Consider the following 24,892-nt stretch of genomic DNA (forward strand, 5'->3'; position numbering starts at 1 on the left):
CTTTCAATTACTGTTAACTAGCAAACATTTGCTGTATATAGCTTGCTTGAGTATTCGATTGTTGGATGGCCTGCTCCATTGCCGTGAATTGGCTATAATAACGATTCTCTATCTGTGTTAAACGGTCATTGAAAGATTTAATCTGGTTGTTCAGATCATTTAAACTGCGTCCAATCACAAATTGATTATTGGTAGAATAACTATTACCAGCCTTTTCTTTAAGTTGGTTCATAACAGAGGTAACATTATCATACAGTCTTTGCACGATTCCTTTTGACGATACAGTATCCCCTGTGCCTCGGAATAAATTTTCTACCGAAGTTGGATCTGCCTCAATAGCAGCTTTGAGCTTATCCTCATTAATTTGTAATTTTCCACCGTCCATAAAATTAGCCGTAGTGGTTATACCTATTGTTGCTAATTGATTATAACTGGAAGAAATATTTGGATTCTGAACAGGCTGATATATTAATGTACGCATTTGAGTAAGTGCACTGGATAAAATCGTATCTCCTCTTAATAAACCACTTTTCGCTTTTGCATCCCATTGCTCCTGTTGTGTATCGGATAGCTGTTCCCTCTGATCATCAGTTAATGGAGGATAATCTCGATCTCTTTCCTCTGTCAACTTTTTATTGACAGTATCAATTAAAGTATTATATTTATCAACCAAATCCTTAATATTATTAAAAACTTTATCAGTATCGTTACTTACAGATAATGTCACGGGCGCCGATGGATTTGTCACTTCCCCAGTATTAGGATCTGTTACATTGAACGTCTGCTTGAGTGTATAAGTAACACCATTAATTGTAAAAGTATTGGAGTTTCTTTCCGTCTCAAGACCATTGATAGTAAATTTAGCATTTGTACCACCTATTTCTTGAGAACTATCGTCAAATTGTAAAATAGTTTTTAAGAAATCACTATCATCTGTAATGATTTCACTACCACTTGAATTGAAATCCCCTGTTTCCGTTCTAGTCAACGTCACTTTATCTGAAAAAGAATCATAAAACATCGTTACTCCAACTTTAGAATTATTTACCTGATTCATCACAGTATTCAAACTATCAGAACCTGTAAATAAAAAAGTTTTAGTATTTACTTGGTTATTCGCTCCATACGTCTTTAGATTAAAAGCAGAATAGTTTTGTGTGGAGTGAACTTCAATTGTTGTATCTTCTGTAAATGTGGTATTTAAATTAGTAATTTTACCAGTAGCACTATCATAGGTTCCTAATATATTACCACTTGCATCTTTTAACGTATCACCATCTAAAGTGTAGTCTGTTCCGTTCACTTTAACAGAAGATAATGTGTATTTTCCAAGATTCAATTGTATTTCGGTAGCATCTTTATTTACTGTTTGCTGTGTAATGTTTTCTTGAGTAGTATAATCCACTTTAATAATGCTGCCAGCAGGCACATTGCTATTAAATGTTAGATTTCCATCACTATCAACAAGTACCTCATTATCAGCTGCCGTACCAGAAGTAATAACCTTATAGTTTTTTCCATTCACTTCAATATTCATATAGTTTGGATCTAAATTTAGAGTCTCGCCTTTTAAGTCTAACTTCGCTGTATTAGTACCTTGAGCAGTTATAGATTGTGTCTCTACAGACCCTGTTTTCCAAGTAATTGAACCGCCAGCAAAATTTTGCGACTCCAAGCTTTTCGTAGCATCAATCTTATTAGATGGACTAGCAGAAATAGTACCATTATTTTTTTTAGTAGCAGCTGTTGCTAATTGGCTAACACTTTGAATGGTTGATGAGGACAATGAAGCTACACTTGAACCAGTAGCTGTTACATAATTATCATTGGATGATGTTACGTTTCGAACACGATATTGGGTTGTATATTTCATATTTGATAGTGCAGTTTGGAAGTCTAAAAAGGCAGAATTTATCGTACGATAATCATCACGTTGCCATTCTAGCACTTGCTTTTGCTGTTTCATTTTATCCAATGGAATTTTTTCAGCTGTCATCAGCTGTTTTACCATTGAATCAATATCCATTCCACTTGCAAGTCCGAAAATTCTTTGTACCATGAGGTGTCACTCCCTTTAAATCTTTTTATCTACTAATAATCCTAAATGCTTTTCCATTTCCGCAAAAATATCTAGCATCTTTTTCGAAGGAATTTCTTTTATTACTTCTTGTGTTTTATCATCAACAATCTTAACGTAATATTCGTTTAATTGATCATGCAATTCAAATTTCAAATGTTTGTTCGAAGCTTGAACAAATTGGTTCATACTCTCAATTACTTTTTGAAGCTTTTCTTTTGGGTAATTCTCTTGTAATTGTTCTCTCTTTTCCTCTTGTAAAAATATAGGTTCAGCTGCTTTTACAATGTTAGTATCACCTTGAACCGAATTTGATGAATTTGTCGTATGGATTATCTGTCCTCCAGCAATTCGGTCAATCATTTTGAACTCTTCCTCTCCTTAATAACTTCTACTAATAGTATCGGAAGGTTAATATAAATTGTTTAGTTTTCTTTCCTGAATCTCTTTATGTAATTAATAAGATATTTATTATGTGTTGGTCATTATTCGATAAGACTACTCAAATATTTTATGAGGTTCAAAAACCTTGAAAACACGGTTAAAAAAATACGCAATTTTTGATTCAAATCAAAAATCGCGTATTTTTATCTTAAATTGGTTGAAATCTAAAATAACAGATTATCAACAAATTTATTTATGCTAATATAAGGATTCTATCTTCTTAAAAAACGTTTTTCAGCCGGTTTAAAACCATGTGCTGCTGATTGCTGATAATAATAATCCGCTTTTTCTTTTAAACCGCATAATTCGTATAATAACCCTAGATTATAGGCTGGTAAAAAACTTCCCATACCAACTGTACCTTCTAAAGTGTTGGTTTCACCTATTTTTAAACATTGCAGAAAACAACTTTCAATCAATTCTAAATCATTTAGATTCGAGTTCGGTTTACTAGAAAAATAATTCATTAGTAAGATTCCCTTAGTAAAAAAGAAATCTGGATAGGAAGATAAGAACCGTTCTTCTTTTTCAATAATTTTGAGCCCTTTTACAAATTGACTGGATTTTGATAAGCAATGAATATATTGAACAATTAAACTTGGAGCATAAGGCTCCGTCCTGTTAATCAACATATAACTTTTTTGATAATATTTATTTGCTTCCAAATAATTTTCTTTACTTTGATATGCTTTTCCTAATTGATATAAATAATAGGGATCATTAGGATTTGATTTAATTTCTTCCTGTAACAATGGAATATTTCTACTACTTTTATCTACTTTATAGTATCCATCATGTAAAACTTCTATTTTAGTTAATTTCCTTGGTAAATCTGATACAACCTGTTCATGAATTCTGCCTTCATACCTCGTTCCTTTCGGAAATAGTCTTAGGCTATATACAACGGCTTCATGCATAATTCCATCCTGCTCGTATGTGTTTACAACTTTTACTCTACCAATAGCTTGCCCATTATTGATATGATTTTGAATTTCTTGACGATAATTTTGTCTAAAGTATTCATCAGCATCCAAAATAAAAACCCAGTCGCTAGTAGCTTTAGAAATAGCATAATTTCTGGCATCAGCAAAGCTATTATTCCATTTGTAATCAAACATACTAACTCCCATGGATATTGCAATTTTTTTCGTATTATCAGAAGAACCGGTATCTACTACTACTACCTCATCAACACTTTCTTTAGCGCTCTCAATACATCTTTTAATTTTTTTCTCTTCATTTTTCACAATTAATACTAGACTTACGGTACTCATTAATAGTCCTCCCAAAAAATAAAATTGAAAGAATCCTCATTTCCCAAAATTCTTCCAATTCAAAAAAAACAGATAAATAGAACTTTATGCATATATCAAGTACGATAAATGAGTTCTAATCCCCTATTAAAATATCTAGTTGTTCCATAAAATCATGGTAATAATTATCATGATAATGCAGATGAAACAAATTCCATCCTAATGTATGATTTTTTGTTAGAAAATATTTTGAATGATCTAATTGAATATATTTGAGATGAAATTTATTAATTACATAATTGTCAATTTTATCCCAAATCTCATTATACAACGATAAGGGTTGCAAATACGACACAGTATTATTTTCAAGTACTCTATTTCCAAACCTAGCTTTATTAATAATGACATTGCAATTTGGTAGATTGTTTTTTATAAACCTCATAAAGTTTTCCATAGCTGGCATCCATACACTAAGGTAATTGGAAGTATCATTTTCTATTTTAAGAATAAATTTTTGTGGAAGTTCCTTATAATATGTTGTATTACAAAGGTACCAATGATTATTAGTCATAATATTATCATTTGAAAAAACTACCCCAAAAAAAATATCAGGAAAATATCCATTATTAAATAATCAGGCTGATTCTCTATAAGATCTCTTAAAAACGTTTTATTTAAATCTGCTTCTGCGATTTCTTTATTCCTAGAAGCAAATTTACTTACTGTATAATCTAATTTTTCACTATCAAATTTTACTTCTGGACTTAAGACACTGATAATCGATGAATGCTCTGATGTAACCACACATCGATATCTTTCTTTATAATTGTGATTTAGTTTTGAATTAAAATTATCCCTTGTGATACATGAACCATAACACGCAATCTTTTTTTGCATTTAAAAGCCTCGCTTACTATAAAATTCATATTAAAACATTATTTTCTAACATCAATTACCTGTCCTGATAAATCAGATAATAAGGTTTGAAGTGATACCTGAGCAACTTTTTCTGAATTTAATAATGTTTCTATTGGTTCAAATCCAAAACTCTCCCTTCTCATAGGAGTATTTGTTCTTTCAGGATTAATTGCATTAATTCTAATATTTTGTTGTACAAATTCTTCAGAAAGTCCCTGCACCAAATTAACTAATGCTGATTTGGTCGAAGAATAGATAGAGTACAAAGGTCTTCCTCTAGTATAGGAACTTGAAGTAAATAATAAGATTCCACCCTGACTTAAACTAAGATAAGGTATTGAAACCTTTACAACATTAATGGCTCCTAAATAATTGATATTTATTTCATCAACAATATCATGTATTTCCCGCGATTCAATTTTTCCCATTTTCAACGTACCAGCAGTGTTTACTATATAATCAATCCTCTGTTCTTTACTAAACACTCTTTCTAGTGTTTCAACTAAAACCTCATAGTTAGTTACATCTACTCCATTTTCACGAGAAAATGTATAAACTATAGCTCCATATTTTCTTGCTTCAAGATAAATAGATTCCCCTATTCCCTTAGTTCCACCGAATATGACAATCACTTTATTATCTAATCCGTTTAGTTGAGCATCGCCATAATATTTGTTTGAATTTAATTGAAAAAGCCTATCCGCTAAATATAAATCTTCTTTATATGTAATCTTGATATTTTTGGTCTCTCCGTTTACCACAAATACATCCGCTAAATTATATTTTACTACTAACCCGCAGTCATCTGTAACACTATTAAAGTCGTCTGATTGAGACATGATATGGGCTTTCTTTATAATTCCTACTCTAAATGCTTGTGGTGTTTGTCCCCTTCTTAATGTATTTCGGTCTGGAATATCTTCAATTAATTCATCTTCATTAATTTTTATAATTGTATCTGCAGTTGTAATTGCAACATCAACTGCATTATATCTTTCTAAAGCTTTAAAGCAGTCATTTATAATTCTTTCACTTACAAATGGCCTTACAGCATCGTGAATTAAGACTTTATCGGAGTCATTCATTCCCGATAATCCAATGAAAGAACTTTCCTTTCTTGTCTTCCCCCCATTAAGTAACCTTTTAACCTTCTTATAATGATTTTTTAGTAAAATATCCTCCATTACGGTTTTATAGTTAGGATTCACCACTATCGTTATTTCATCAATATTAATATTATTTTCAAAAACTTCTATCGTATGCTCAATGATTGTCTTCCCTGAAATTTTAATAAATTGTTTAGGTATATGGTTTCCCAATCTCTCTCCATTACCTGAAGCTAAAATAATTACATGATTTTTCATCTACTTTCGCCACCTAAACGTCACTTAATATACATAACCAATTAAACTAAAAATCCCGTCCCCTATACTATCGACTATTTATTAAGAAGTTTAAGTAATTGTTCTTAAAAAGCAATATTCATATAATTTATTAAGTCATTAAAATCGTAAAAAATTACAAGAGAGTTGGTATTATATTTACAATATAATTATTACTTTCTCGATACATAAAATTTTATAAAAAAAACCGAAATTAAACCGATAAAGAGTATATATAAAACATCAAAAATATTATTTTATTAATAAAACTTTTAAGAGGATTCAGAAAGGAAGTTTATATTGAATAAATTAAAAGTCGGTGTAATTGGGACTGGTGCAATGGGAAGGCATCATGTTCGTATATACGATAGTTTAAGCCATGAAGTTAAGTTAATTGGGATTTTTGACAATAATAAGACTATAGGAAATGCAATAGCAACACAATTTAATATAAAATTTTTTGATCAATTGGATGAATTATTAAATGAATGTGACGCTGTTTCCATTGCAGTTCCAACGATTTATCATCATGAAATCGCTAAAAGGGCTTTAGAATTAAATACTCATATTTTGATAGAGAAGCCAATTGCATCTTCAATAAGTGAAGCAATTAATATTATGTCCCTTTCAGATTCCAAGCAATTAATTGTTCAAGTAGGACATATTGAAAGGTTTAACCCAGCTATCGTTGAATTAAATAAATTACAAAATAGTCAAAAAACCATAGGAATAGACATAAAAAGATTAAGTCCCTACAATGGCAGAATTACGGATGTCGATGTGGTTCAAGATTTAATGATTCATGATATCGATATTGTTCTTAGTTTCTTTAACAAAAGCATTAATGACATATCTTCAATAAATGCTTTTGGAAAGTCGGTCTTTTCCCATAACAATTTAATAGACTACGCAGTTGCATCGATTCAATTTGACAACGGTATAATAGCTAATCTAACAGCTAGCAGAGTGACACAAGAAAAAATTAGAAAGCTGTGTTTAACGACTGATGATTCTTATATTGATTTAGATTACATTGATAAAAAAATAAGCATATATCAATGGACAAACATGCATGAAAGTGTGGATAGTACTGCGACATACAAGCAAGAAAGTGTTGTAAGCCGTGTTTTTGTCCCAAATGAGGAACCATTACTCAATGAGATTAAAAGTTTTATTAATTGTGTGAGATTAAATAAATCCCCTGTAGTAAGCGCATATGACGGATTAAAGGCGTTAGAAGTTTGTGAAAAAATTAGGGAGAATATTAATATTAACTTAAAAACCCCTGTTTCTATCTAAACTAGCAACATATTAAATGAGGATAGAGTAAAAATATATTTAATTAAAAATTCGTATGTATGATAAAATTTATCAATCAAATCAATAGTTTCACGAATATCTTCATAATGGAGGCTGAAAATGTCTAGTGAATACTTTTGCCATCCAACTGCAGAGGTTAGTTCAAACTCAAAGGTTGGTAAGGCAACAAAGATATGGAATAATGTTCAAATTAGAGAAAATGCAATTATAGGAAGTAACTGTATTCTTTCAAAAGATGTCTATATTGATGAAGGAGTCCATATAGGTGACCATTGTAAAATTCAAAACGGTGTCTCTGTTTATAAAGGGGTTACCATTCATAATAAAGTATTTTTAGGCCCGCATATGGTATTTACAAATGACCTATTTCCAAGAGCGACAAATGAAAATTGGAAAATAACTGAAACTGTTGTTAAAGAAGGCGCATCAATTGGTGCTAATGCGACAATTGTGTGCGGCAATGAAATTGGAATGTATGCTATGGTAGCCGCGGGTTCTGTAGTAACAAAAGATGTCCCAGACTTCGGACTTGTGGCTGGAAATCCTGCCAAATTAATTGGTTATGTTTGTCAATGTGGTACAAAACTATTAAACATTAATGGATGCTTATTTACATGTCCCTCATGTAAGAAAGACATAACTATCGAAAAAAATCAGGAGGGGACAAAATGATTCCCATTGCTAAACCGATAATATCAAATGCCGAAATAGATCTTGTTAATGAGGTACTTAAAAGTGGTAACTTGGCATCAGGTGAATATGTTAAGAAGTTTGAAGATGATTTTGCCAATTATATTGAAATTCCTTATGCAATTGCTACATCATCCGGCACAACCGGTCTGCACGCTGCAATTGAAGCACTGGAACTACCTGAAAACTCCCAAATTATTACTACTCCTTTCACGTTCATAGCAAGCAGTAATTCTATATTATATAGTGGCCATAAGCCTGTTTTTGCAGATATTGATCCCAATACTTGTAACATGAGTACGGAGCATATAAGGAAATTGGTCAAAGAGAACAATAATATTAAAGCGATACTGGTTGTTCATCTATATGGTCTCCCTGCTAACATGGATGAAATTATGAAGGTTGCAAACGAGTTGAACCTTAAAGTAATAGAAGATTGTGCTCAAGCACATGGAGCTGAAATCAATGGCAAAAAAGTAGGGACCTTTGGAGATGTTGGGGTATTTAGTTTTTACCCTACTAAAAATATGACCACCAGCGAGGGTGGTATGATTGTTACAAAAGATGAAGAAATTTACAATAGAGGTAAATTACTTATTAATCATGGTTCATCTGAAAGATATGTGCATACTATATTGGGATATAATTATAGAATGACTAATATTAGTGCCGCAATAGGGCTCGGACAGCTGCGGCAGATTAATCATTTTACCTCACAAAGAATTAAAAATGCAAAGCTATTAGATAAAGGACTTAAAGATATTGAGTGGTTAGATATACCATATGTCCCCAGTGGTTACAAGCATGTCTATCATCAATATACAATCAAAATTAAAAATAAATTGAGAAACGATGTTATAAACAAGCTTGAAAAGAATGGAATCGGTTATGGGGTACATTACCCAACACCAATACACTTACAGCCTTTATACAAAGAACTAGGTTATAATGGCATCAGCTTACCGAATGCTGAAAGATTATCCTCCCAGGTTCTTTCTATTCCTGTTCATCCAAGCTTAAGTGAAACGGATATTCATACGATTATAGAGGTATTGAAATCCATTTAAAATATAATTACATCATTGTTCAATGGAAAAGTGGTATCCAATGGGTATCACTTTTTTTATGTTGTTGATATTTTTATACATTCCTGTAAAGATTGTATTGTAGTAATAAACAAATTTAACAATGGTTTATAAAAAAAGAATGCAACCCTTTTTAAGCGAGTTGCATTCTTTTTCAAATTTATTTTTCAAAAATCCGTTGACGTAAACTCAAGAGAAACTTGTTTGGCTCTGTGCTACGATTTTCCAATAATGTAATAATTTCCTGTGCTGCTCTACTTCCTGAATGACCATCCGTCAAGTTATACACCGACTGTAGTTCTTTTGCGATTCTTTTCCCTTGCTCCTCAAATAAGGCCTTGTTCATTAAATATTCATGAATATTTTCACCAATATTTAAGTTTATAACATTACTTCTTAAAAAGTGCTCACCGGTATTCTCTTCAATCGGAGGATTATTTACCGGATTTAATAACAGTATATTTTGCTGAGTTATCATCGCTTCAAAAATCATGCTACTCGTATCAGTGATAACATAATCTACTATTTCTAATAAAGGAATTAAATCCCTCGGATCACCTGTAACATTATTAAAGTTATTCATGATTTTATTTCTTCTACTCGTCTCACTCTCTCTGTGTGCTGTACCAGGATGAAGCTTTATAATGACATTATAATATTCTTCTAGTAATTTTATTTCGTCTAACCAATCATCGATTGAACTTAGATGACCATATGTTGGAGCATACATAATTGTCTCTTTTGATTCGTCTAGTTGAAATTTTTGCTTAACTTGATCCATATTATCAATTTCTTTTCTAAACCATTTATCAAATTTTGGTACTCCAACAACTGCACAATTATCCTTGATGGTTAGACGCGAGGCATCATATTCACTATAGCAGAGAATTTTATCGTAAAATACATTCCACCAGGAGTAATTCCAGTACTCTTTTGCCAATAAACCATAAGGAGTTCTTACATGAACTTTTGCTACATCATTTAACCATGCTGAATAATAACAGCTCACCATACAATCATACTGAAACTGGGAATCTTTAATGGCAGTAATCGTATAAGCTTCTATATCATTACGATCTATATTCCCAATAAACGATAATAAGTCATTAAACATATTTTGTGTTTCTGGTGTATCCCCATATTTATCGTTAAGAACAAGATGACAATTAACCCCTTGCTTTACTAATTCATCAATAATTGATTCATACACAAAATAATGTTGAGTAGTTTCCAAGAAAAATCCAACTATATATTCCGAAGAAGTTTGAGAATTGTTACCCTGATGAATTTTATTAGAAAGGTATAATAACTTTGGACTTCCTGGATATAGCTGAATCCCTATTGTTAATATTTGATCAATATCCCATAAATAAGTCTCGTTACCTTCTAAGTGCATTTCTAATGCATTTTCAAATAATCGATAATCCGTTTTTCCAAAACTAATAGCAACAATTAACCATTCTGAAGCAAGTTTGAAATCACCCTGCTCCTTATAATATTTCACTAAATTTATAAATGTTTTATCATCATAAAGATGCGGATCAACTTTTTCATAATATTCCTTTGCTTTATTTTGATAATCAAAGCGAAATAATAAGTGACCAATAGAAAGATCAATATTTTTAAATGCATCAGCTTTAGATACAATCATTTCAAATAGATCATATTTTTTCATCTGTAATGTTTTCTCTAGTAGGGCTAGAAAATCATCTTTTATCATGTCCGTATTTGTTGGAACATTATCGAAAACTACATAATTAATTAATTCTTTGATATTTTCCTCATTTGTTAAATTAGATAGAAGGACTGGTATTCTTTTATCTTTTAAATAGGCAATATCGGCTAATAATAGATCATATATATCGATAACGCCGTTTTCTATCATAGCTCTTAGGTCTTCAAAAGTTTCTTTTTCAAAGAAATACGTTAAACTTTCGGCATGCCCCTCTATTAGATCTATTTTAATCTCGTAAGATTTTCTCAAATCAGAAGCCTGATCAAGTTCTTTTAAATATTTTCTGGCGATTTCTGTTTCTGCAAGAATAGTAAAAACCCGAATAAATTTTATTACATCATTACTGCTCTTAATGAACCCATTTTGATGTAAAAATTCGGAGACTTCTTCTACAGTAGAGGTTTCCAACAGTATTTCCATTAAATTCAATAAGGATCTGTAACAATATTGATTAAGATTTAATGCTTTTACTAAATGAAAAACAGCCTTTTCATAGTTGCCCTTATCTTTATATATGCTACCCAGCATTTGATGCGGACGGTATTCCTTAAAATCTACACTTGTTACAATTTGTTGGTATTGATCCGTATGGTCTAATAAAGATTCCAATTCAATGATTGCATCATCCGAACGATTCTGAGCAACATATATAATTGCTTTAAAACATTTAAAATCAGGAGATTCTAAATAAATATTCTCGGCATCTGCTATGACATTTAACGCGTCCTGATAACGTTTTAATACATATAAGCAATTAATAATTTGAATTAAGCAAAAGGAGACCCAGCTAAATCGAAAGTCTGGCTTTTTTTGATAGGCTTTAATATATGATTCTAACGCTTTTTCCGTTAATCCTTGGGAAAGCAATTCATTTCCTAAATTAAAATAGTCAAATCCACTCTGACCAGTTATACTCATTTGCTTTTCAATTAACTTTGTATTTCGCTCATTTTTTTTCTTTGTTCCAACCACATTATTTAGGTAACCAGAATGGTAGAGGATAAGTCCCAAACTTTTTATTCTTAGTTCGCCATCTGTTCTTGTTACTTGCTCATGAACAGATCGACTATAACCAATAGTTGGAAGATTCCTAAAAATCCTTACACTATGATTTTGAACAATTGTTTCTCCATAATTACCAGTAAAATTAAATACTTTTACTTCACATGCATCGAATGTTTCTATTTCAAAACTTTTCAATTCCTGAATGGCCGATTCTAAATTACTTGAATCAACATACTCATCCGCGTCCATTACAAGTATCCATTCACCAGTAGCTTTTGACTGTGCAAAGTTACGAGCATCCGCAAAACTGTCATTCCAGTCATAATGATACACATGATTAACATACTTTGCTGCGATTTCTTTAGTTTTATCTGTAGATCCAGTATCAACCACAATTATCTCATCTATAACATCTTTAACAGAGCTTAAGCAACGCTCTAACACTTTTTCTTCATTTTTAACAATCATACATAAAGAAACAAAAGGTTTCATATATTATCCCTCATTAATTTTATATTGAACTCAACAAAATATCGTGACCCCCGAAGGATGCCACGATATTTTGTTGAATTCCTCTCCTAAAGAGGAGAGGAATAAAATTAAATAATTAACGAAGAAGTTGAAGAACTCCTTGTGGTTGTTGGTTAGCTTGTGCAAGCATTGCTTGAGCAGCTTGTGCAAGAATACCGCTCTTAGTTTGATTCATCATTTCTTTAGCCATATCAACGTCACGAATACGAGATTCTGCTGCTGTTAAGTTTTCAGAAGATGTGCTCAAGTTGTTAATAGTATGCTCTAGGCGGTTTTGTAACGCACCAAGATTTGCTCTTTGAGTAGAAACTTTTGTGATAGCTGCATCAATAGCAGAAATGGAAGTACTTGCAGATGCGTTGCTACCAACACTAATTCCTGTGTTGATTCCAAGACCAGTTGTATTCATAGCACTGATACCGAAGTTGATGATTTGTCCGTTGTTCGCACCAACTTGTAGAGTAGCTGAGAATGAACCACCTAGCAAGTTTTTAGTGTTGAACTCAGTTGTGTCAGCAATTCTATCAATCTCAGACATCAATTGGTTAAGTTCAGTTTGAATTTGAGTACGGTCGTCAGAAGTGTTTGTATCGTTTCCACCTTGTACTGCTAGCTCACGCATACGTTGAAGGATATCATGAGTTTCGTTCAATGCGCCTTCAGCAGTTTGGATTAAAGAAATACCATCTTGAGAGTTACGAGCTGCTTGGTCTAGGCCACGGATTTGTCCACGCATTTTTTCAGAGATTGCAAGACCAGCTGCATCATCACCAGCACGGTTGATACGCATACCTGAAGATAATTTTTCCATAGATTTAGATTGTGCATTTGAAGCAGTGTTTAATCTGTTCAAAGTGTTAAGAGCTGCAATATTATGATTGATAATCATTTGTTTTTCCTCCTTGAATGTATGGTTCACATCCTTGTGAACACAATTAACTTGTTTCGATAAGTGAGAGCCGGCCGGTCTTTCACTTACCGCTTACATTACTTATATCGACAGAAATCAAGGAGGTTTAATAGTTTTTTTTAAAAATTTTTTTGTTTTTTACTTGGGAGAATATCAAGTAGATTTTTCACTTCTAAAACTGCATTTTTATTCTCATTTTGTATTTCAATATAGATTTCTTTCCTGTGAATTTCTATATTTTTTGGGGCATTGATCCCTATTTTAACCTGGTCACCATTTACAGCTGAAATGGTGATTTCAATATCATCGCCAATTTGAATGGATTCTCCCTTTTTACGAGTTAGAATGAGCATCTATTTTCCCCCTTTTATATAAAAGAGTGGGTGTTTCGTTACATAATTTGAACCATTTATGATCATCTGCTTGGCTTTTTTATTTTTAACATTAAACAATAATGGCGCTAATAAATTGGCGGTTGTTTTCTCAAATGGGTCTTGCACAGTCAAAATAGTTAATACCTGTAGGTCCTCTTTTGATTGAAGCTCTAATTGCTCTAATGTCTGTTCATCTATTTTAAATTCATAGTTTGGTACGAAAGAAAATGGATTCGAAATAACAAAAGCAATCTCTGGAGTTTTCGTGGATTGTAAGATAAAAAATCCTTTATCTTCTTGCAATGGCAAAATGCAAAATTCCTTTTCCTCTGGAAAACCTGGTAGTCCATTTTCAAATTGCCATATATCATTTTCATTGATTTCGACTTCACTATGGTATTTGGTCTTCATTAACATTTATTTGATTCACTCCTAAATTTCTAACTCAAAATTTATACCAACAAACTTTAAATTATCAAAATCAATTTTCAAATCCTGATATTGTTTTATTCCAACTTGAACACTTCCAGGATTATAATCCATGATTGGTTTATTGATTTTTGTATTATTTATCGGTTTCTTAATATTCCATTGTATTTCCACGTTTCCTGGATCATATTTTAGCTTCACACTGCCTATAGAAGGAATGAACCCGATATTTACATCATACATTGGTGGTTCACTGTTTTGTTTCGCTATTTTTGGGATAGCCTTCCCGTGATTTTCTATTTTCATGAGTTCATTTCCCTCTTCTGCTGTCCTTGCTAAACCTTTCACCCAATCTTGATACCCCTTCTGTGCAATTTCCCTTGTCCTTACGAAGATTGACTTCAAATCTAAATCAGCCCTTGCCTGTGACTGATCTATATTTAGTACCGATGGTGTTCGATTAATCGTCATTTCAGCAGGTGGTTGTTGTAAATCCAAATCGGCAGTAGGCTGTTGAATTGACATCTGCCCCGGAGTTGTTGTAATTTCAATTTTTGCCTGCGTTGATTGTAAGCGAATTTGTGGCATATTCATTTTTGTTCACCTCTAGTAAAAAAAGCTATCCAAATTGAATAGCTTTACTTTAAAAAGTCGAGTAATGTTGGCTGTATAATGCTAGCGCCTACCCCTAGTGCCGCACGAAAGGCACTTTGTTGAGCTATAAAGTAAGTGATAACTTTATCTAAATCTGCATCTTCATTATCAGACATCATTTTCGTTGCTGTTACTTCTTGCTCACCATTTCTTGTTTCCATTAAGTCAATTCTATTACTTACAGCTCCTAGGGAGGCTCGTTCGTTTGTAATTTTATTTGTAGCCTGATCTAGTTTGTCTAAATATCCGCCAATATTAGAAGGATTACTCGAATTTAAATCGTTAATTAAATTATTTAGATCAAAAAATAAGTCTCCACTTTGTTGACCACTGAACACACTAGTATCTGGATTAACTTTTAAAGAAATCCCCTTTGCCAATTCAATATTTACTGGATTATTATTTGTTGAAAAAGTAGGTGGGTTCGTTGACAAGTCAACAGGCTTTGTAACGGTATCGGTACCATTAAAAATATATTTATTTCCCACTTTCGTATTAGCAACCTCAACTAAATGATCGCGTAATTGCGTAATCTCTGTAGCAATCGACTTTCTTTGATTATCTTCAAGTGATCCATTCGATGCTTCCACAGTCAATTCTCGAATTCTTTGCATTGCCTGAGTAGCTTCATCTAATGCAGAATCGGCATTATCCAACCAGTCATGTGCTTCAGAAAAATTCCGTTTATATTGCTGTATCTCTTGCAAATTAGTACGATAATTGATGCCTTGCATTGCAACGACCGGATCATCGGATGGTTTATTGATTTTCTTTTGTGAAGCAATTTGGTCTTGTAACTTACCTAACTTATCATAGTTGTTTGATAAGTTATTAAGAAAATTCCTTGATAGCATCGTTTGTGTTACTCGCATTTTAATACCTCCTATCTTCCGCCAGTTCCTAAGCCATTAATAATTTTATCGAGCATTTCATCCACAATTGTGATATTTCTTGCAGATGCATTATAGGCTTGTTGAAATTTAATCATATTTACCATTTCTTCATCTAAAGATACAGAGCTTACAGATTGCCTATTTTGATCTACTGATTCCTTTAGATTTGAACTATTTGCAGTTAATCGATTGGCTTGTTGTGCATCTACACCAAGTGAACCAATAACCCCTGCATAAAAAGACCCTATTGTTCCTTTGTTAATCATATTGGATCCATTTGTGGATAAATCTTCATTCTGGAAGTTTGCTAGTTTAATAGCATTCTGTCCATTTCCCGGTTCCTTTGTGGCAGAGCTTGAGGCCGCAATCATGGAAGTGGTTATTGAACTATTAAGTTCGATATTCTTAGCATAATCAGCGCTATTTCCACTACTTGCAAAAATAAAGAAATTATTACTACCCGCATTACCATTCAAATCAGTTCCAGAGCTATGTATATCATTAAATTTTTGTGCAAATGTTAATGCTAACTTATTTAATTTGTCTAACATATCAGGATAGATTCCACTTGATCCATTCGTACCTACATATCCATAACTTTCTACTAATCCCTTAAGAGACCCTTGAGAAAAACTTGCTACATCAAAATCAATATTGCCTTGTTTTTCAAGAGTAAAACCGCTTATCATTTTTTCGGTTGGATTATCGCTTTCGGGACCTTCTCCAGATTTGAAACCAAGTTGATAGTATCCATCACTATCTACCAATGTTCCAACACTTTTATTACTTGCGTCTAGAATCTCAATTTTATATGGACCTTCTGCAATCGGTGATGCACTAGGTGAAGTTGGTCCTCTTGTAACCTTGATATTAACATACGTTGAAAGCTGATCTACCAACCTATCCCTATCATCGTATAAATCGTTCGGGACATAACCGTTAGGTTCTACTTTAGCTATTTGATTATTAAGATCATTAATTTGCTTTAAAATCGAATTAATATCTTTAAGGGAAACCTGTAATTTATTCCCTAAGTTATCTTGAATCTCACTCAATGAATTGCTTAAGTAATGAAAGGTTTCTGCAACCGCCTGAGCGCGGTTCAAAACTACCGAACGTGCCCCTTCGTCCTCTGGATGTACACTTAAATCTTGAAGTGCTTGGGATAATTGTCCCATTGTTGCAGATAAACCATCATCACTTGGCTCATTCATAATTTGTTCCATCTGGGAAAGTGCGTCTGCTTTAGTGCTCCAGTAACCCAATTGATTATTTTGCCCACGGTATTGCTGGTCGAGAAATGCGTCTCGGACACGGCTAATATCTGCAATCTTCGATCCAGTCCCCATCTGTCCAGGTAATTGTGGGCGGTTCATTCCAACCGGAGGATACGGCTCAGTATGAGTAATGTTCACTGTTTGTCTTGAATAACCATCTGTATTAGCATTTGAAATATTCTGCCCTGTTACATATAAGGCACTCTGTTGGGTGTTCATCCCGCGTTTTGCCGTTTCAAGGCCGAAAAATGTTGAAGTCATTTGTTAACCCCCATTAACTTATTTTGATCTGTATTATGCCTTCGAATCAAATGCAGTAAATGAAGGCTTTTGGGTTGTTCTTGGTTGGTTTGGTCGACCGTAAGTGTAGCTTTCCGGTTTTGGTTGAATCAAATCAAGAGTCATGTTGACATATTGCAGTGAGAGATATATTAATGATTGATTTAATTCATTTTGCTCTTTCAATTTATCTACAATTTCTATAATTTGAGTTTGTAAAAATGATAGCTTTTCCTTCAACTCAATTGGAGCAGCATCTATACATTCAGAAATGGTTACATCCTTGTCAGTATGTAAAAAGTCATTTGCTACCTTTTGACGTTCCAATTCAAGTGTATTAATTGCAGCAATATGCGTTTGCTCATCCTTTAATAATTGCTGGAGGCCCTCCATGTCGTTTTCCTTAATGATGGTTGTTTTTTTTAAAGATAGTTTATATAAGCTTTCATGGAGCTTGTACAAATTTTCAAGGACTGTAATTAGCGGCTCAGACATGAAGATTCCTCCTTTCTATTTTTCAAAGTAAAATTTCGAAATCCCCTTCGCAATTTTCTGCGGATCAACTTTATACTGACCGTTCTCCACTTGAAGTTTTAGCTGTTCCACTTTCTTTTGACGCTCTTTTTCCACGCTGGACACTTGCTGCAGTTCCTTAGCGGTTGAAGATATTTCGACTTTATCATTTTGTTTATTTATATTTTTGTGTTGATTTAATTTGTTCATTTGTTGTTTATATGGATTAATTCCGGATGTTCCGTAATTATTAATTTTCATTTGTCTACGCTCCTTTCGCTCGAACGTATTTGTCTTCTTTATATTATATCGGAAGATTTACTGGATGTTTTATAGTTTATTTTTCCTATTTACTTAAATAGGTTCGATGTTTAGAGGTTTGATTCTTGATTTTTTCCGTTTCTTCATGACGACTTAGGTCATTTTTTATTTCAGAGGCACACTTTGTACAAACTGCGCCATTTTGTATAAGTGTTCCACATTTTTTGCATGGATACCCCAAGTTTGGAAATTGCGTACTATGTAGCCTGCCTTTTTTAACCCATTTGTAGATTAATTCTTCCTCAACCTCTGTTGCTTCAACAATTGTACTGATCGTTGCCGCTCTATTTTCGCGCTTTCTCAAAAATTTCGAAACTATATCATATTTTTTTTCCTCTTCTTTATAGCACTGCTCGCAAACCTCGCGTAGGTTATTTTTAATAAATAGGGTACCGCATCGAGGACAATTTTCTAATCCCGCCATTTGAATTCCTCCTGAAAAACCTTTCTATTATATATATCGGAAATATATTTCAATTCTTTATCCCCTTGCTACCGTAAAAGAAACGACAGATTTCGCGCCAGCCATTTTTAGCGTTTTAGCAGCATGTCGGATTGTTGAACCTGTAGTATATATGTCATCAATTAGGAGAATAGCTTTTCCATGGACTGGTTCTGCTACTTGAAATACATTTTCAATGTGGATTCGCTCTTTCCGTGATTTTTTCGATTGTTTTTCGGAATGTACTCTTGTTAGAGCATGGTAGGGTTGGGAACCAGCTGCCAAGATAAGTGCCTCCGCTTGATTAAAACCTCTTTCTAAAAGACGTTCTTGACTTAGTGGTATGGGAACGATGAGGTCATATTTGATGAGCTTCGTTGTTTTGCGGATTTCTTGCGCAAATATTTCCGCTAAGATATAGTCCCCTCGGAATTTGAATTGTGATAATACATCCTTAAAAAAATCATTGTATTCATATATGGAAATATTTTTTTCTAATATTCCACTCCATTGTTCATCTTGCTCCCAGCGAATACAGTCTAAACAAATATTATTTTGAATGTATTCTGTTGCGAGTTTTACAAGCGGACGGCCACATTTCTCACATGTTTTTCCCGATATTTTTGTGAGTTTTTTCCGGCAATCATCACAAAGGAGTTCCTCCTCATGCTGAAAAAAGAAAAAGCTCCATGAAATCCTTGGAACTATATAGATATTGCATAGCAGACAATATTCAACCATCAATTAGCCCCCTTTTCTTCGCCTCACGGTTCATATGGATAATATGGTTTTGTGCTTTAATCATTTCCTTGGAATGTCCAAAATGGAAAAAGGCAATGATTCCTGTAGGGTATTCTGCACTTCTGCCCACTCTCCCGGAAATTTGCACGAGGGCAGCCTCGGTAAAAATTCGATCCTCCGCTCCTACGACTGCTACATCAATGTTAGGGAAAGTGACTCCTCGTTCTAAGATCGTAGTAGTTAAAAGGATAGGGGTTTCTTTCGCACGCATTCTTTCCACTTTCTCTTTCCGTTTTGGGTCTTCTGCATGGACAGATTCAATTTTGGGATGAAGTTTTTGAAAAAGCGGAGCTGCTTTTTCCATCAATTTAATATTTGGTAAAAAGACTAGAGTTTGTTTTTCTGCCTTAAGGCGTACAGAAACCCAGTTCTCTATTACCCTTGGGAGCTTGTCTTTTTCAATGTGCTTTCTCCAGTTGCCACACCAATTAAATTCTGGAACTGGGAGTGGATGTCTGTGGAAGCGTGCGGGAATTGTGACATAGTTTCGTTTTCCTATCATGCATTCGTTTTGCCATTTCGAATTTGGAGTTGCAGTTAAGTGGATTTTTGCAGAAATCTGCCGTGCAGCTTTTTCCACTGCCCACTGTAAGGTTTTATCAAATGTATAGGGAAAGGCATCGACCTCATCGACAATGACAACATCAAAGGCATTTTCAAAGCGGAAAAGCTGATGGGTGGTGGAAATAACAAGTTGTGCGTATTGATGGCGGTCTTGGCTTCCTCCATAGATGGCGGAGATTGTGGTGTGGGGAAATACTTTGCGAAATCGCGGGGCCAATTCCAAGACGACATCGGTTCTTGGTGTAGCAATGCAAACGCGTTGTCCGGTTTGAAGTGCTTCATTGATCCCTGCAAATAGCACCTCGGTTTTGCCAGCTCCACACACCGCCCATACTAGGATGTCTGCTTTTGTTTGGATTGCCTTTACCACCGCTGCTGAAGCATGTTGTTGACCATCTGAAAGCCTTCCCTCCCATTGCAGGGGATGTTCCGTAGGAGGGACTTCAGGATCTGGCCCGTTCCAGCCTAGTAAGGGAGTACAAGTGGAAACACGGCCCATCATGATGCAATTTCGGCAGTATGTACAATTTTGTTTGCAGCGTGTACATGGGAGAGTAGCAAATAGATTCTGATTTGTGTTTCCGCATCTGCTACATTTCCATAAATTATTTTCTTTTGTAATTCCGTCTTGATAGGTTATGTGTTGGGATGTTGCGTCTAGTAGATTTGAAGGGATTTCACTTTCGAGAAGTTTACGACCAGAGAGGAATGCTTGTAATTCAGAGGACAATGAAGAGTCACTCCTTTATATTTGTTTGTAATAGTTTTTTAGAGGACACTAGTTTCGCTATCTGTTACAATATCGATGTTTTTCCTATGTTCAAGGATTGACATTATTCTGCGAAAAGGAAGTGGTTTTCATTAGAATTTTGTGAATAGCATAATGAGTGTCCTCTAACAGGATGAAATGGAATAACTGAACTTGTGTCCTCAAATGGAACTATAATGACACAAATATGCATATAGCCACTCCTGCCTGGAATGGCGCTTCAATATTTTATTTTAACATCCAAGTTAGTCCCATACCGCCTTCGCCGATATGCGTTCCTATCACGGGGCCGAAATAACTAATGGAGAACTCAACATTTGGATATAGTTTTTCTAGTTCAGACTTCCATACCTTTGCCTCATCTTCACGATTGGCGTGGATGATGGACGCTTTTAATGGGATACCCTTCGCTGCATCTTCACCAATTAATTCAACGATACGATTCATCGCCCTCTTTTTTGTGCGGATTTTTTCAAAAGGAACAATTACTTTATCGACGAAGTGAAGGACCGGCTTGATTTTCAAGAGACTTCCGATCATTGCTTGAGCACTAGATAAACGGCCGCCACGTTGGAGGTGGGAAAGATCATCTGCTATAAAGTATGCTCTTGTAGATGCTTTTAGCTCATTCAGTCGTAATAAAATTTCTTCCGGAGATTTTCCTTCTAAGGCTAGCTTTGCAGCGTCAATAGCATAGAAGCCCTGTGCCATACAACTGATTTCAGAATCGTAAGGATATACTTTTACACCTTCCACCATCGTACCAGCCGTCACAGCTCCTTGATAGGTTCCGCTGATTCCGCTAGACAAATGAATGCTTATGATAGCATCATGGTCTTTTGCTAGTCTTTCGAATAATTCAAGAAATTTTCCGGTTGATGGCTGAGAGGAAGTCGGAAGCTTGTCCAGTTGCTTCACTTCTTCATAAAATTGATCTGCGAATAAATCTACTTCTTCTTCATATGTTTCACCGTTCATAATAACGCTTAGCGGAATCATATAAATGTTTAGTTCTTCGCGAATTTCTTTTGGGATATATGCAGTACTGTCTGTAACAATGGCAGTTTTCATATTCACTCATCCTTATGACTTATTTGTTTACCATTTTATAAAAGATCATCCAATAAATCTATATAAAATAGCGATGCGGAAAAAGTAGATTCTTGGTGGATGAAATGTATGGAAGTTTCTATTTCGAAGGTAGTTCCTACTGTGACTTCTGTTTATCATTTTTTTCGTAGAATAAAACTTCTTAAATTCTTTCAATCTTATTAATTCTCCATTCAAGCTTACTCTGTATGTCATATAAAAGATCCAAGACATATTTTAGGTTTGTCGCAGAATTACCAGTGTATCAGGTCTGTGGTATACGTTCTTAAAGCCTGTTTCAAGGTAGTGTAATCTTCTGTCAAACCAACAAATCTTTCATCCATCCCATCAAATTTTTCATTCATCTCACCCAAGAGGACAAAATTTCTTTTAATTCATTTGCCATTTTATCTATATATACCAATACAGTCTAGTACGTATAATTGTGTTTTCCTAGTAATACCATTCTTAAAATAGTGGAATCAACTATAAAAAAAACAAAAACAGGCGGCTTTCACCGCCTGCTTTTATTATTTTTCAACCACTGCATGTCCGCCAAATTCGTTACGCAATGCCGCTACCACTTTACCTGTAAATGTATCATCCTCTAATGAACGATATCTCATCATCAAGGATAATGCGATAACTGGTGCTGCTGTTTGGAAGTCTAGTGCTGCTTCCACAGTCCATTTTCCTTCACCGGATGATTGCATGACTCCTTTAATTTTATCTAGCTTCGCATCCTTGGAGAAGGCATTTTCCATTAGTTCCATTAACCAAGAGCGGATAACGGATCCGTTGTTCCACACCTTCGCCACTTTTTCGTAATTATAATCGAATGGGCTCTTTTCTAATATTTCAAAACCTTCAGCAATTGCTGCCATCATTCCATACTCAACGCCGTTATGTACCATTTTTAAGAAATGACCGCTACCTGCATTTCCAGTATAAAGGTATCCATTTTCTACAGAGATATCTTTGAACACACTTTCTACTTGATCAAAAGCTTCTTTATCTCCACCGATCATCGTACATGCCCCGTGACGTGCTCCTTCTACTCCGCCGCTTGTTCCACAATCTAAAAAGTAAACGCCTTTAGCTTTGCTCTCATCGTAACGGCGCAGGGAATCTTTGTAATGAGCATTTCCTCCATCGATGACGATATCTTTTTCGTCTAATAAAGGTAAAATTTCTTGGAATACTTGCTCTGTAATATCTCCAGCTGGAACCATTAGCCAAATCTTGCGTGGGCGCTCAAGCTTATCAACAAGTTCTGAAAGAGTTGTTACTCCTTGCGCACCTTCTTTAGTGATATTTTGAACTGCTTCTTTATTTACATCGTATGCACTTACTTGATAACCTTTTTCCATTAAGTTCAAGGAAAGCTGGTATCCCATTTTTCCTAATCCTACCATACCAATTTGCATTTGATTTGCCACCTTTCAAACTTTTTTTCACAATGACTTCATTATAGAAGAAAAAAATTTCCACGTAAACATTTATAGCTGGTCCTGCATTAGGATTCCCTATTTATCGAAAAGATTCCATCCAATTATTTAGTTTCCATGGCCATAATAGACGTTAACTTCCATTGTCCATTTTCTTTATGGTAAGTATTGATTTGCCTGCTGGTATTAATGAGTTTTTCCCCTTTTTCCGTAACCGTAGTTTTCAATTCCATATATACATTTGCATCATTGGGCTTGTAGCCAATTACAGAAGTTTTCGTTGGCTCCATTTTGATATCCATCGTATCAAATATTTTTTTTGTATATGCCTTTTCCTTATCGTATTTAAAGGATTTTGAATTTTTCGAGATAATTTCCATGTATGCGTCTAGATTTTTTTCATTAAAAGCCTTTATGTATTGGCTTGTAACTGCCAGCAATGCTTTTTTCTCTGCTGCAGGAATGTCTTGCGCTTCCTTTAAGGATGGCTGCACAGTAGTCTTAGACACAGCCTTTTCCCTTGTGGTTACTGTCTGCTTTTGATTATCCGATGCTTTTTTATCAGTGGAGTTATTATTATTACTGCATGCTGCTAATAAAAATATACCTAATATAACGAGGCCAATTAATTTTTTCCATTTCATTCGAATGTATACCTCCTATGAATCAATACCTTCATTTTATTGATTTTGGCAGGGTAATACAAATAGTAAACACATTAAATGAATTTTAACAGAATTATTTTTAAGTATTGTGAAGTTTTTGTGGCAATGTAGACACAGTCTGAAACTTGAGGGAACCGATAGAAATCCTTTCTGAATGAACCGAAAATGATAGCGACCCGACCGAAATCACTATTCTACAGAACTAATCGGGTATAGAGAACCAATATAATAAGTCAACATTAAATGAACAAACAATGTAAAAAGCATCTGCCCTCACAGGCAAATGCTTCCCCCCTTACTGTCCGCGCCGAGCAAAGTCGACAAACTTAAACTTATCGAGACGATGGCGTGATTCGGTATATTGAAAAAGACTTGCATCCTCTAAATAAACATAGTTTTTTACGACAACGACATGTTCATAATTTTTTAAATCTAAGTATCTTTGATCTTCCTCTGTCGGTTCATCTACGGATATTTCTTTTTTTGCAAAGCTGATGGCGAGTCCTAATTCCCCTTCAATATATTCGTATATCGATCCCTCGCATATCTCCTTCGTTAAAGCTGGCACATATTTTTTCAAAATAAAATCCTTATCCAAAATAATTCGCTCATTTTCCAATTCTCGTGCACGAATTATTTTCCAAACTCTGTCTTTCCCTGCGATATGAAGCTGTTTTTGAATATAATCATCCGGTTTCATTTCGTCCAACTCGTATACGATTGTTCGCCATGGCTTCCCAGTCTTTTGAGCAATTTCTTTAAAGCTTACAAGGCCGGAAACCGGAAAGTCAAAGCGGCCTACATCCAGAACGAACGAGCCTTTGCCTTTAATCTTTTGAATATAGCCATTTTGCGAAAGTAAATTTAATGCCTTTCGAATGGTTTCGCGCGAGGTTTCATATTTTTCTACCAGTTCATTTTCGGATAACAGTTTCTCATTTGGCTTCAGTTTTCCTGATTGAATTTGTTCTACAATTTCTTCGTAAATGGATAAAAACTTGTTTTCTCTCATGATGAGAATCCT

General features: G+C 34.3%; 25 protein-coding genes. 3 read left to right on the forward strand and 22 right to left on the reverse strand.

Annotated elements, in window-relative coordinates:
• Positions 1-13: 13 nt before the first annotated feature.
• The 6 genes from fliD to ispD form a co-directional block, all read right to left on the reverse strand.
• Positions 14-2,059, reverse strand: a complete 2,046-nt coding sequence (fliD, locus tag CWO92_RS04000; RefSeq protein ID WP_165786599.1) for a flagellar filament capping protein FliD — start codon at positions 2,057-2,059, stop codon at positions 14-16.
• A 15-nt stretch (positions 2,060-2,074) separates the two neighbouring features.
• Entirely contained in the window at positions 2,075-2,440 is a 366-nt protein-coding gene (gene flaG / locus CWO92_RS04005) for a flagellar protein FlaG (RefSeq protein WP_101352909.1), read from the reverse strand.
• A 293-nt stretch (positions 2,441-2,733) separates the two neighbouring features.
• Positions 2,734-3,795, reverse strand: coding sequence for a glycosyltransferase family 2 protein (locus tag CWO92_RS04010; protein WP_101352910.1), 1,062 nt, complete (start codon positions 3,793-3,795; stop codon positions 2,734-2,736).
• Between the two features lie 115 nt (positions 3,796-3,910).
• Positions 3,911-4,345 (reverse strand): DUF6270 domain-containing protein, encoded by a 435-nt coding sequence (locus CWO92_RS26485; protein WP_101352911.1) that lies wholly within the window; start codon positions 4,343-4,345, stop codon positions 3,911-3,913.
• Positions 4,346-4,365: 20 nt separating this feature from the next.
• Positions 4,366-4,671, reverse strand: a complete 306-nt coding sequence (locus CWO92_RS04020; RefSeq protein WP_101352912.1) for a DUF6270 domain-containing protein — start codon at positions 4,669-4,671, stop codon at positions 4,366-4,368.
• Positions 4,672-4,709: 38 nt separating this feature from the next.
• Complete coding sequence (ispD, locus tag CWO92_RS04025; protein ID WP_101352913.1) at positions 4,710-6,056, reverse strand: 2-C-methyl-D-erythritol 4-phosphate cytidylyltransferase; 1,347 nt, start codon at positions 6,054-6,056, stop codon at positions 4,710-4,712.
• A 318-nt stretch (positions 6,057-6,374) separates the two neighbouring features.
• On the opposite strand from ispD, the gene CWO92_RS04030 reads away from it, so the two are divergent.
• The 3 genes from CWO92_RS04030 to CWO92_RS04040 all read left to right on the forward strand — a co-directional run bounded on the left by CWO92_RS04030 (position 6,375) and on the right by CWO92_RS04040 (position 9,151).
• Entirely contained in the window at positions 6,375-7,373 is a 999-nt protein-coding gene (locus CWO92_RS04030; RefSeq protein ID WP_101352914.1) for a Gfo/Idh/MocA family protein, read from the forward strand.
• Positions 7,374-7,493: 120 nt separating this feature from the next.
• The gene (locus tag CWO92_RS04035) at positions 7,494-8,066 is read left to right on the forward strand and encodes an acyltransferase (protein ID WP_101352915.1); all 573 of its coding nucleotides are present in this window, start codon (positions 7,494-7,496) and stop codon (positions 8,064-8,066) included.
• Positions 8,063-9,151 (forward strand): DegT/DnrJ/EryC1/StrS family aminotransferase, encoded by a 1,089-nt coding sequence (locus CWO92_RS04040; RefSeq protein WP_101352916.1) that lies wholly within the window; start codon positions 8,063-8,065, stop codon positions 9,149-9,151. Before CWO92_RS04035 ends, CWO92_RS04040 begins: the two co-directional genes overlap by 4 nt.
• A gap of 178 nt (positions 9,152-9,329) precedes the next feature.
• On the opposite strand, the gene CWO92_RS04045 is transcribed toward CWO92_RS04040, so the two are convergent.
• The 16 genes from CWO92_RS04045 to treR form a co-directional block, all read right to left on the reverse strand.
• Positions 9,330-12,401 (reverse strand): glycosyltransferase, encoded by a 3,072-nt coding sequence (locus CWO92_RS04045; protein ID WP_101352917.1) that lies wholly within the window; start codon positions 12,399-12,401, stop codon positions 9,330-9,332.
• Between the two features lie 115 nt (positions 12,402-12,516).
• Positions 12,517-13,329: a flagellin N-terminal helical domain-containing protein gene (locus tag CWO92_RS04050; protein ID WP_101352918.1), complete on the reverse strand. Its 813-nt coding sequence runs from the start codon at positions 13,327-13,329 to the stop codon at positions 12,517-12,519.
• A 140-nt stretch (positions 13,330-13,469) separates the two neighbouring features.
• Positions 13,470-13,703, reverse strand: a complete 234-nt coding sequence (gene csrA / locus CWO92_RS04055; protein ID WP_101352919.1) for a carbon storage regulator CsrA — start codon at positions 13,701-13,703, stop codon at positions 13,470-13,472.
• The gene (gene fliW / locus CWO92_RS04060; protein WP_101352920.1) at positions 13,704-14,141 is read right to left on the reverse strand and encodes a flagellar assembly protein FliW; all 438 of its coding nucleotides are present in this window, start codon (positions 14,139-14,141) and stop codon (positions 13,704-13,706) included.
• Between the two features lie 15 nt (positions 14,142-14,156).
• The gene (locus CWO92_RS04065; protein ID WP_101352921.1) at positions 14,157-14,747 is read right to left on the reverse strand and encodes a DUF6470 family protein; all 591 of its coding nucleotides are present in this window, start codon (positions 14,745-14,747) and stop codon (positions 14,157-14,159) included.
• A 44-nt stretch (positions 14,748-14,791) separates the two neighbouring features.
• The gene (gene flgL / locus CWO92_RS04070; protein WP_101352922.1) at positions 14,792-15,679 is read right to left on the reverse strand and encodes a flagellar hook-associated protein FlgL; all 888 of its coding nucleotides are present in this window, start codon (positions 15,677-15,679) and stop codon (positions 14,792-14,794) included.
• 11 nt (positions 15,680-15,690) lie between these two features.
• Positions 15,691-17,238, reverse strand: a complete 1,548-nt coding sequence (gene flgK, locus CWO92_RS04075) for a flagellar hook-associated protein FlgK (RefSeq protein WP_101352923.1) — start codon at positions 17,236-17,238, stop codon at positions 15,691-15,693.
• A 33-nt stretch (positions 17,239-17,271) separates the two neighbouring features.
• Entirely contained in the window at positions 17,272-17,751 is a 480-nt protein-coding gene (locus CWO92_RS04080; RefSeq protein WP_101352924.1) for a flagellar protein FlgN, read from the reverse strand.
• 15 nt (positions 17,752-17,766) lie between these two features.
• The gene (gene flgM / locus CWO92_RS04085; RefSeq protein ID WP_101352925.1) at positions 17,767-18,030 is read right to left on the reverse strand and encodes a flagellar biosynthesis anti-sigma factor FlgM; all 264 of its coding nucleotides are present in this window, start codon (positions 18,028-18,030) and stop codon (positions 17,767-17,769) included.
• An 85-nt stretch (positions 18,031-18,115) separates the two neighbouring features.
• Entirely contained in the window at positions 18,116-18,514 is a 399-nt protein-coding gene (locus CWO92_RS04090) for a TIGR03826 family flagellar region protein (RefSeq protein WP_101352926.1), read from the reverse strand.
• Between the two features lie 57 nt (positions 18,515-18,571).
• Positions 18,572-19,273: a ComFC family protein gene (locus tag CWO92_RS04095; RefSeq protein WP_101352927.1), complete on the reverse strand. Its 702-nt coding sequence runs from the start codon at positions 19,271-19,273 to the stop codon at positions 18,572-18,574.
• Positions 19,266-20,627, reverse strand: a complete 1,362-nt coding sequence (locus CWO92_RS04100) for an ATP-dependent helicase ComFA (protein ID WP_101352928.1) — start codon at positions 20,625-20,627, stop codon at positions 19,266-19,268. The genes CWO92_RS04095 and CWO92_RS04100 overlap by 8 nt, the downstream gene beginning before the upstream one ends.
• A gap of 267 nt (positions 20,628-20,894) precedes the next feature.
• Entirely contained in the window at positions 20,895-21,737 is an 843-nt protein-coding gene (locus CWO92_RS04105; protein WP_101352929.1) for a DegV family protein, read from the reverse strand.
• A gap of 548 nt (positions 21,738-22,285) precedes the next feature.
• Positions 22,286-23,182, reverse strand: a complete 897-nt coding sequence (gene gnd, locus CWO92_RS04110) for a phosphogluconate dehydrogenase (NAD(+)-dependent, decarboxylating) (protein WP_101352930.1) — start codon at positions 23,180-23,182, stop codon at positions 22,286-22,288.
• Positions 23,183-23,307: 125 nt separating this feature from the next.
• Entirely contained in the window at positions 23,308-23,847 is a 540-nt protein-coding gene (locus tag CWO92_RS04115) for a nuclear transport factor 2 family protein (protein WP_101352931.1), read from the reverse strand.
• A 316-nt stretch (positions 23,848-24,163) separates the two neighbouring features.
• Positions 24,164-24,880: a trehalose operon repressor gene (gene treR / locus CWO92_RS04120; protein WP_101352932.1), complete on the reverse strand. Its 717-nt coding sequence runs from the start codon at positions 24,878-24,880 to the stop codon at positions 24,164-24,166.
• Positions 24,881-24,892: the final 12 nt, after the last annotated feature.

It is taken from the genome of Heyndrickxia camelliae (genome assembly GCF_002844575.1).
Taxonomy (GTDB): Bacteria; Bacillota; Bacilli; order Bacillales; family Bacillaceae_C; genus Margalitia; species Margalitia camelliae.

Bases quoted from the DNA above. Each gene is read 5' to 3' on its own strand.
- fliD (WP_165786599.1), bottom strand. From the start codon at position 2,059: ATGGTACAAAGAATTTTCGGACTTGCAAGTGGAATGGATATTGATTCA.
- flaG (WP_101352909.1), bottom strand. From the start codon at position 2,440: ATGATTGACCGAATTGCTGGAGGACAGATAATCCATACGACAAATTCA.
- CWO92_RS04010 (WP_101352910.1), bottom strand. From the start codon at position 3,795: ATGAGTACCGTAAGTCTAGTATTAATTGTGAAAAATGAAGAGAAAAAA.
- CWO92_RS26485 (WP_101352911.1), bottom strand. From the start codon at position 4,345: ATGACTAATAATCATTGGTACCTTTGTAATACAACATATTATAAGGAA.
- CWO92_RS04020 (WP_101352912.1), bottom strand. From the start codon at position 4,671: ATGCAAAAAAAGATTGCGTGTTATGGTTCATGTATCACAAGGGATAAT.
- ispD (WP_101352913.1), bottom strand. From the start codon at position 6,056: ATGAAAAATCATGTAATTATTTTAGCTTCAGGTAATGGAGAGAGATTG.
- CWO92_RS04035 (WP_101352915.1), top strand. From the start codon at position 7,494: ATGTCTAGTGAATACTTTTGCCATCCAACTGCAGAGGTTAGTTCAAAC.
- CWO92_RS04040 (WP_101352916.1), top strand. From the start codon at position 8,063: ATGATTCCCATTGCTAAACCGATAATATCAAATGCCGAAATAGATCTT.
- CWO92_RS04045 (WP_101352917.1), bottom strand. From the start codon at position 12,401: ATGAAACCTTTTGTTTCTTTATGTATGATTGTTAAAAATGAAGAAAAA.
- CWO92_RS04050 (WP_101352918.1), bottom strand. From the start codon at position 13,329: ATGATTATCAATCATAATATTGCAGCTCTTAACACTTTGAACAGATTA.
- csrA (WP_101352919.1), bottom strand. From the start codon at position 13,703: ATGCTCATTCTAACTCGTAAAAAGGGAGAATCCATTCAAATTGGCGAT.
- fliW (WP_101352920.1), bottom strand. From the start codon at position 14,141: ATGTTAATGAAGACCAAATACCATAGTGAAGTCGAAATCAATGAAAAT.
- CWO92_RS04065 (WP_101352921.1), bottom strand. From the start codon at position 14,747: ATGAATATGCCACAAATTCGCTTACAATCAACGCAGGCAAAAATTGAA.
- flgL (WP_101352922.1), bottom strand. From the start codon at position 15,679: ATGCGAGTAACACAAACGATGCTATCAAGGAATTTTCTTAATAACTTA.
- flgK (WP_101352923.1), bottom strand. From the start codon at position 17,238: ATGACTTCAACATTTTTCGGCCTTGAAACGGCAAAACGCGGGATGAAC.
- CWO92_RS04080 (WP_101352924.1), bottom strand. From the start codon at position 17,751: ATGTCTGAGCCGCTAATTACAGTCCTTGAAAATTTGTACAAGCTCCAT.
- flgM (WP_101352925.1), bottom strand. From the start codon at position 18,030: ATGAAAATTAATAATTACGGAACATCCGGAATTAATCCATATAAACAA.
- CWO92_RS04090 (WP_101352926.1), bottom strand. From the start codon at position 18,514: ATGGCGGGATTAGAAAATTGTCCTCGATGCGGTACCCTATTTATTAAA.
- CWO92_RS04095 (WP_101352927.1), bottom strand. From the start codon at position 19,273: ATGGTTGAATATTGTCTGCTATGCAATATCTATATAGTTCCAAGGATT.
- CWO92_RS04105 (WP_101352929.1), bottom strand. From the start codon at position 21,737: ATGAAAACTGCCATTGTTACAGACAGTACTGCATATATCCCAAAAGAA.
- gnd (WP_101352930.1), bottom strand. From the start codon at position 23,182: ATGCAAATTGGTATGGTAGGATTAGGAAAAATGGGATACCAGCTTTCC.
- CWO92_RS04115 (WP_101352931.1), bottom strand. From the start codon at position 23,847: ATGAAATGGAAAAAATTAATTGGCCTCGTTATATTAGGTATATTTTTA.
- treR (WP_101352932.1), bottom strand. From the start codon at position 24,880: ATGAGAGAAAACAAGTTTTTATCCATTTACGAAGAAATTGTAGAACAA.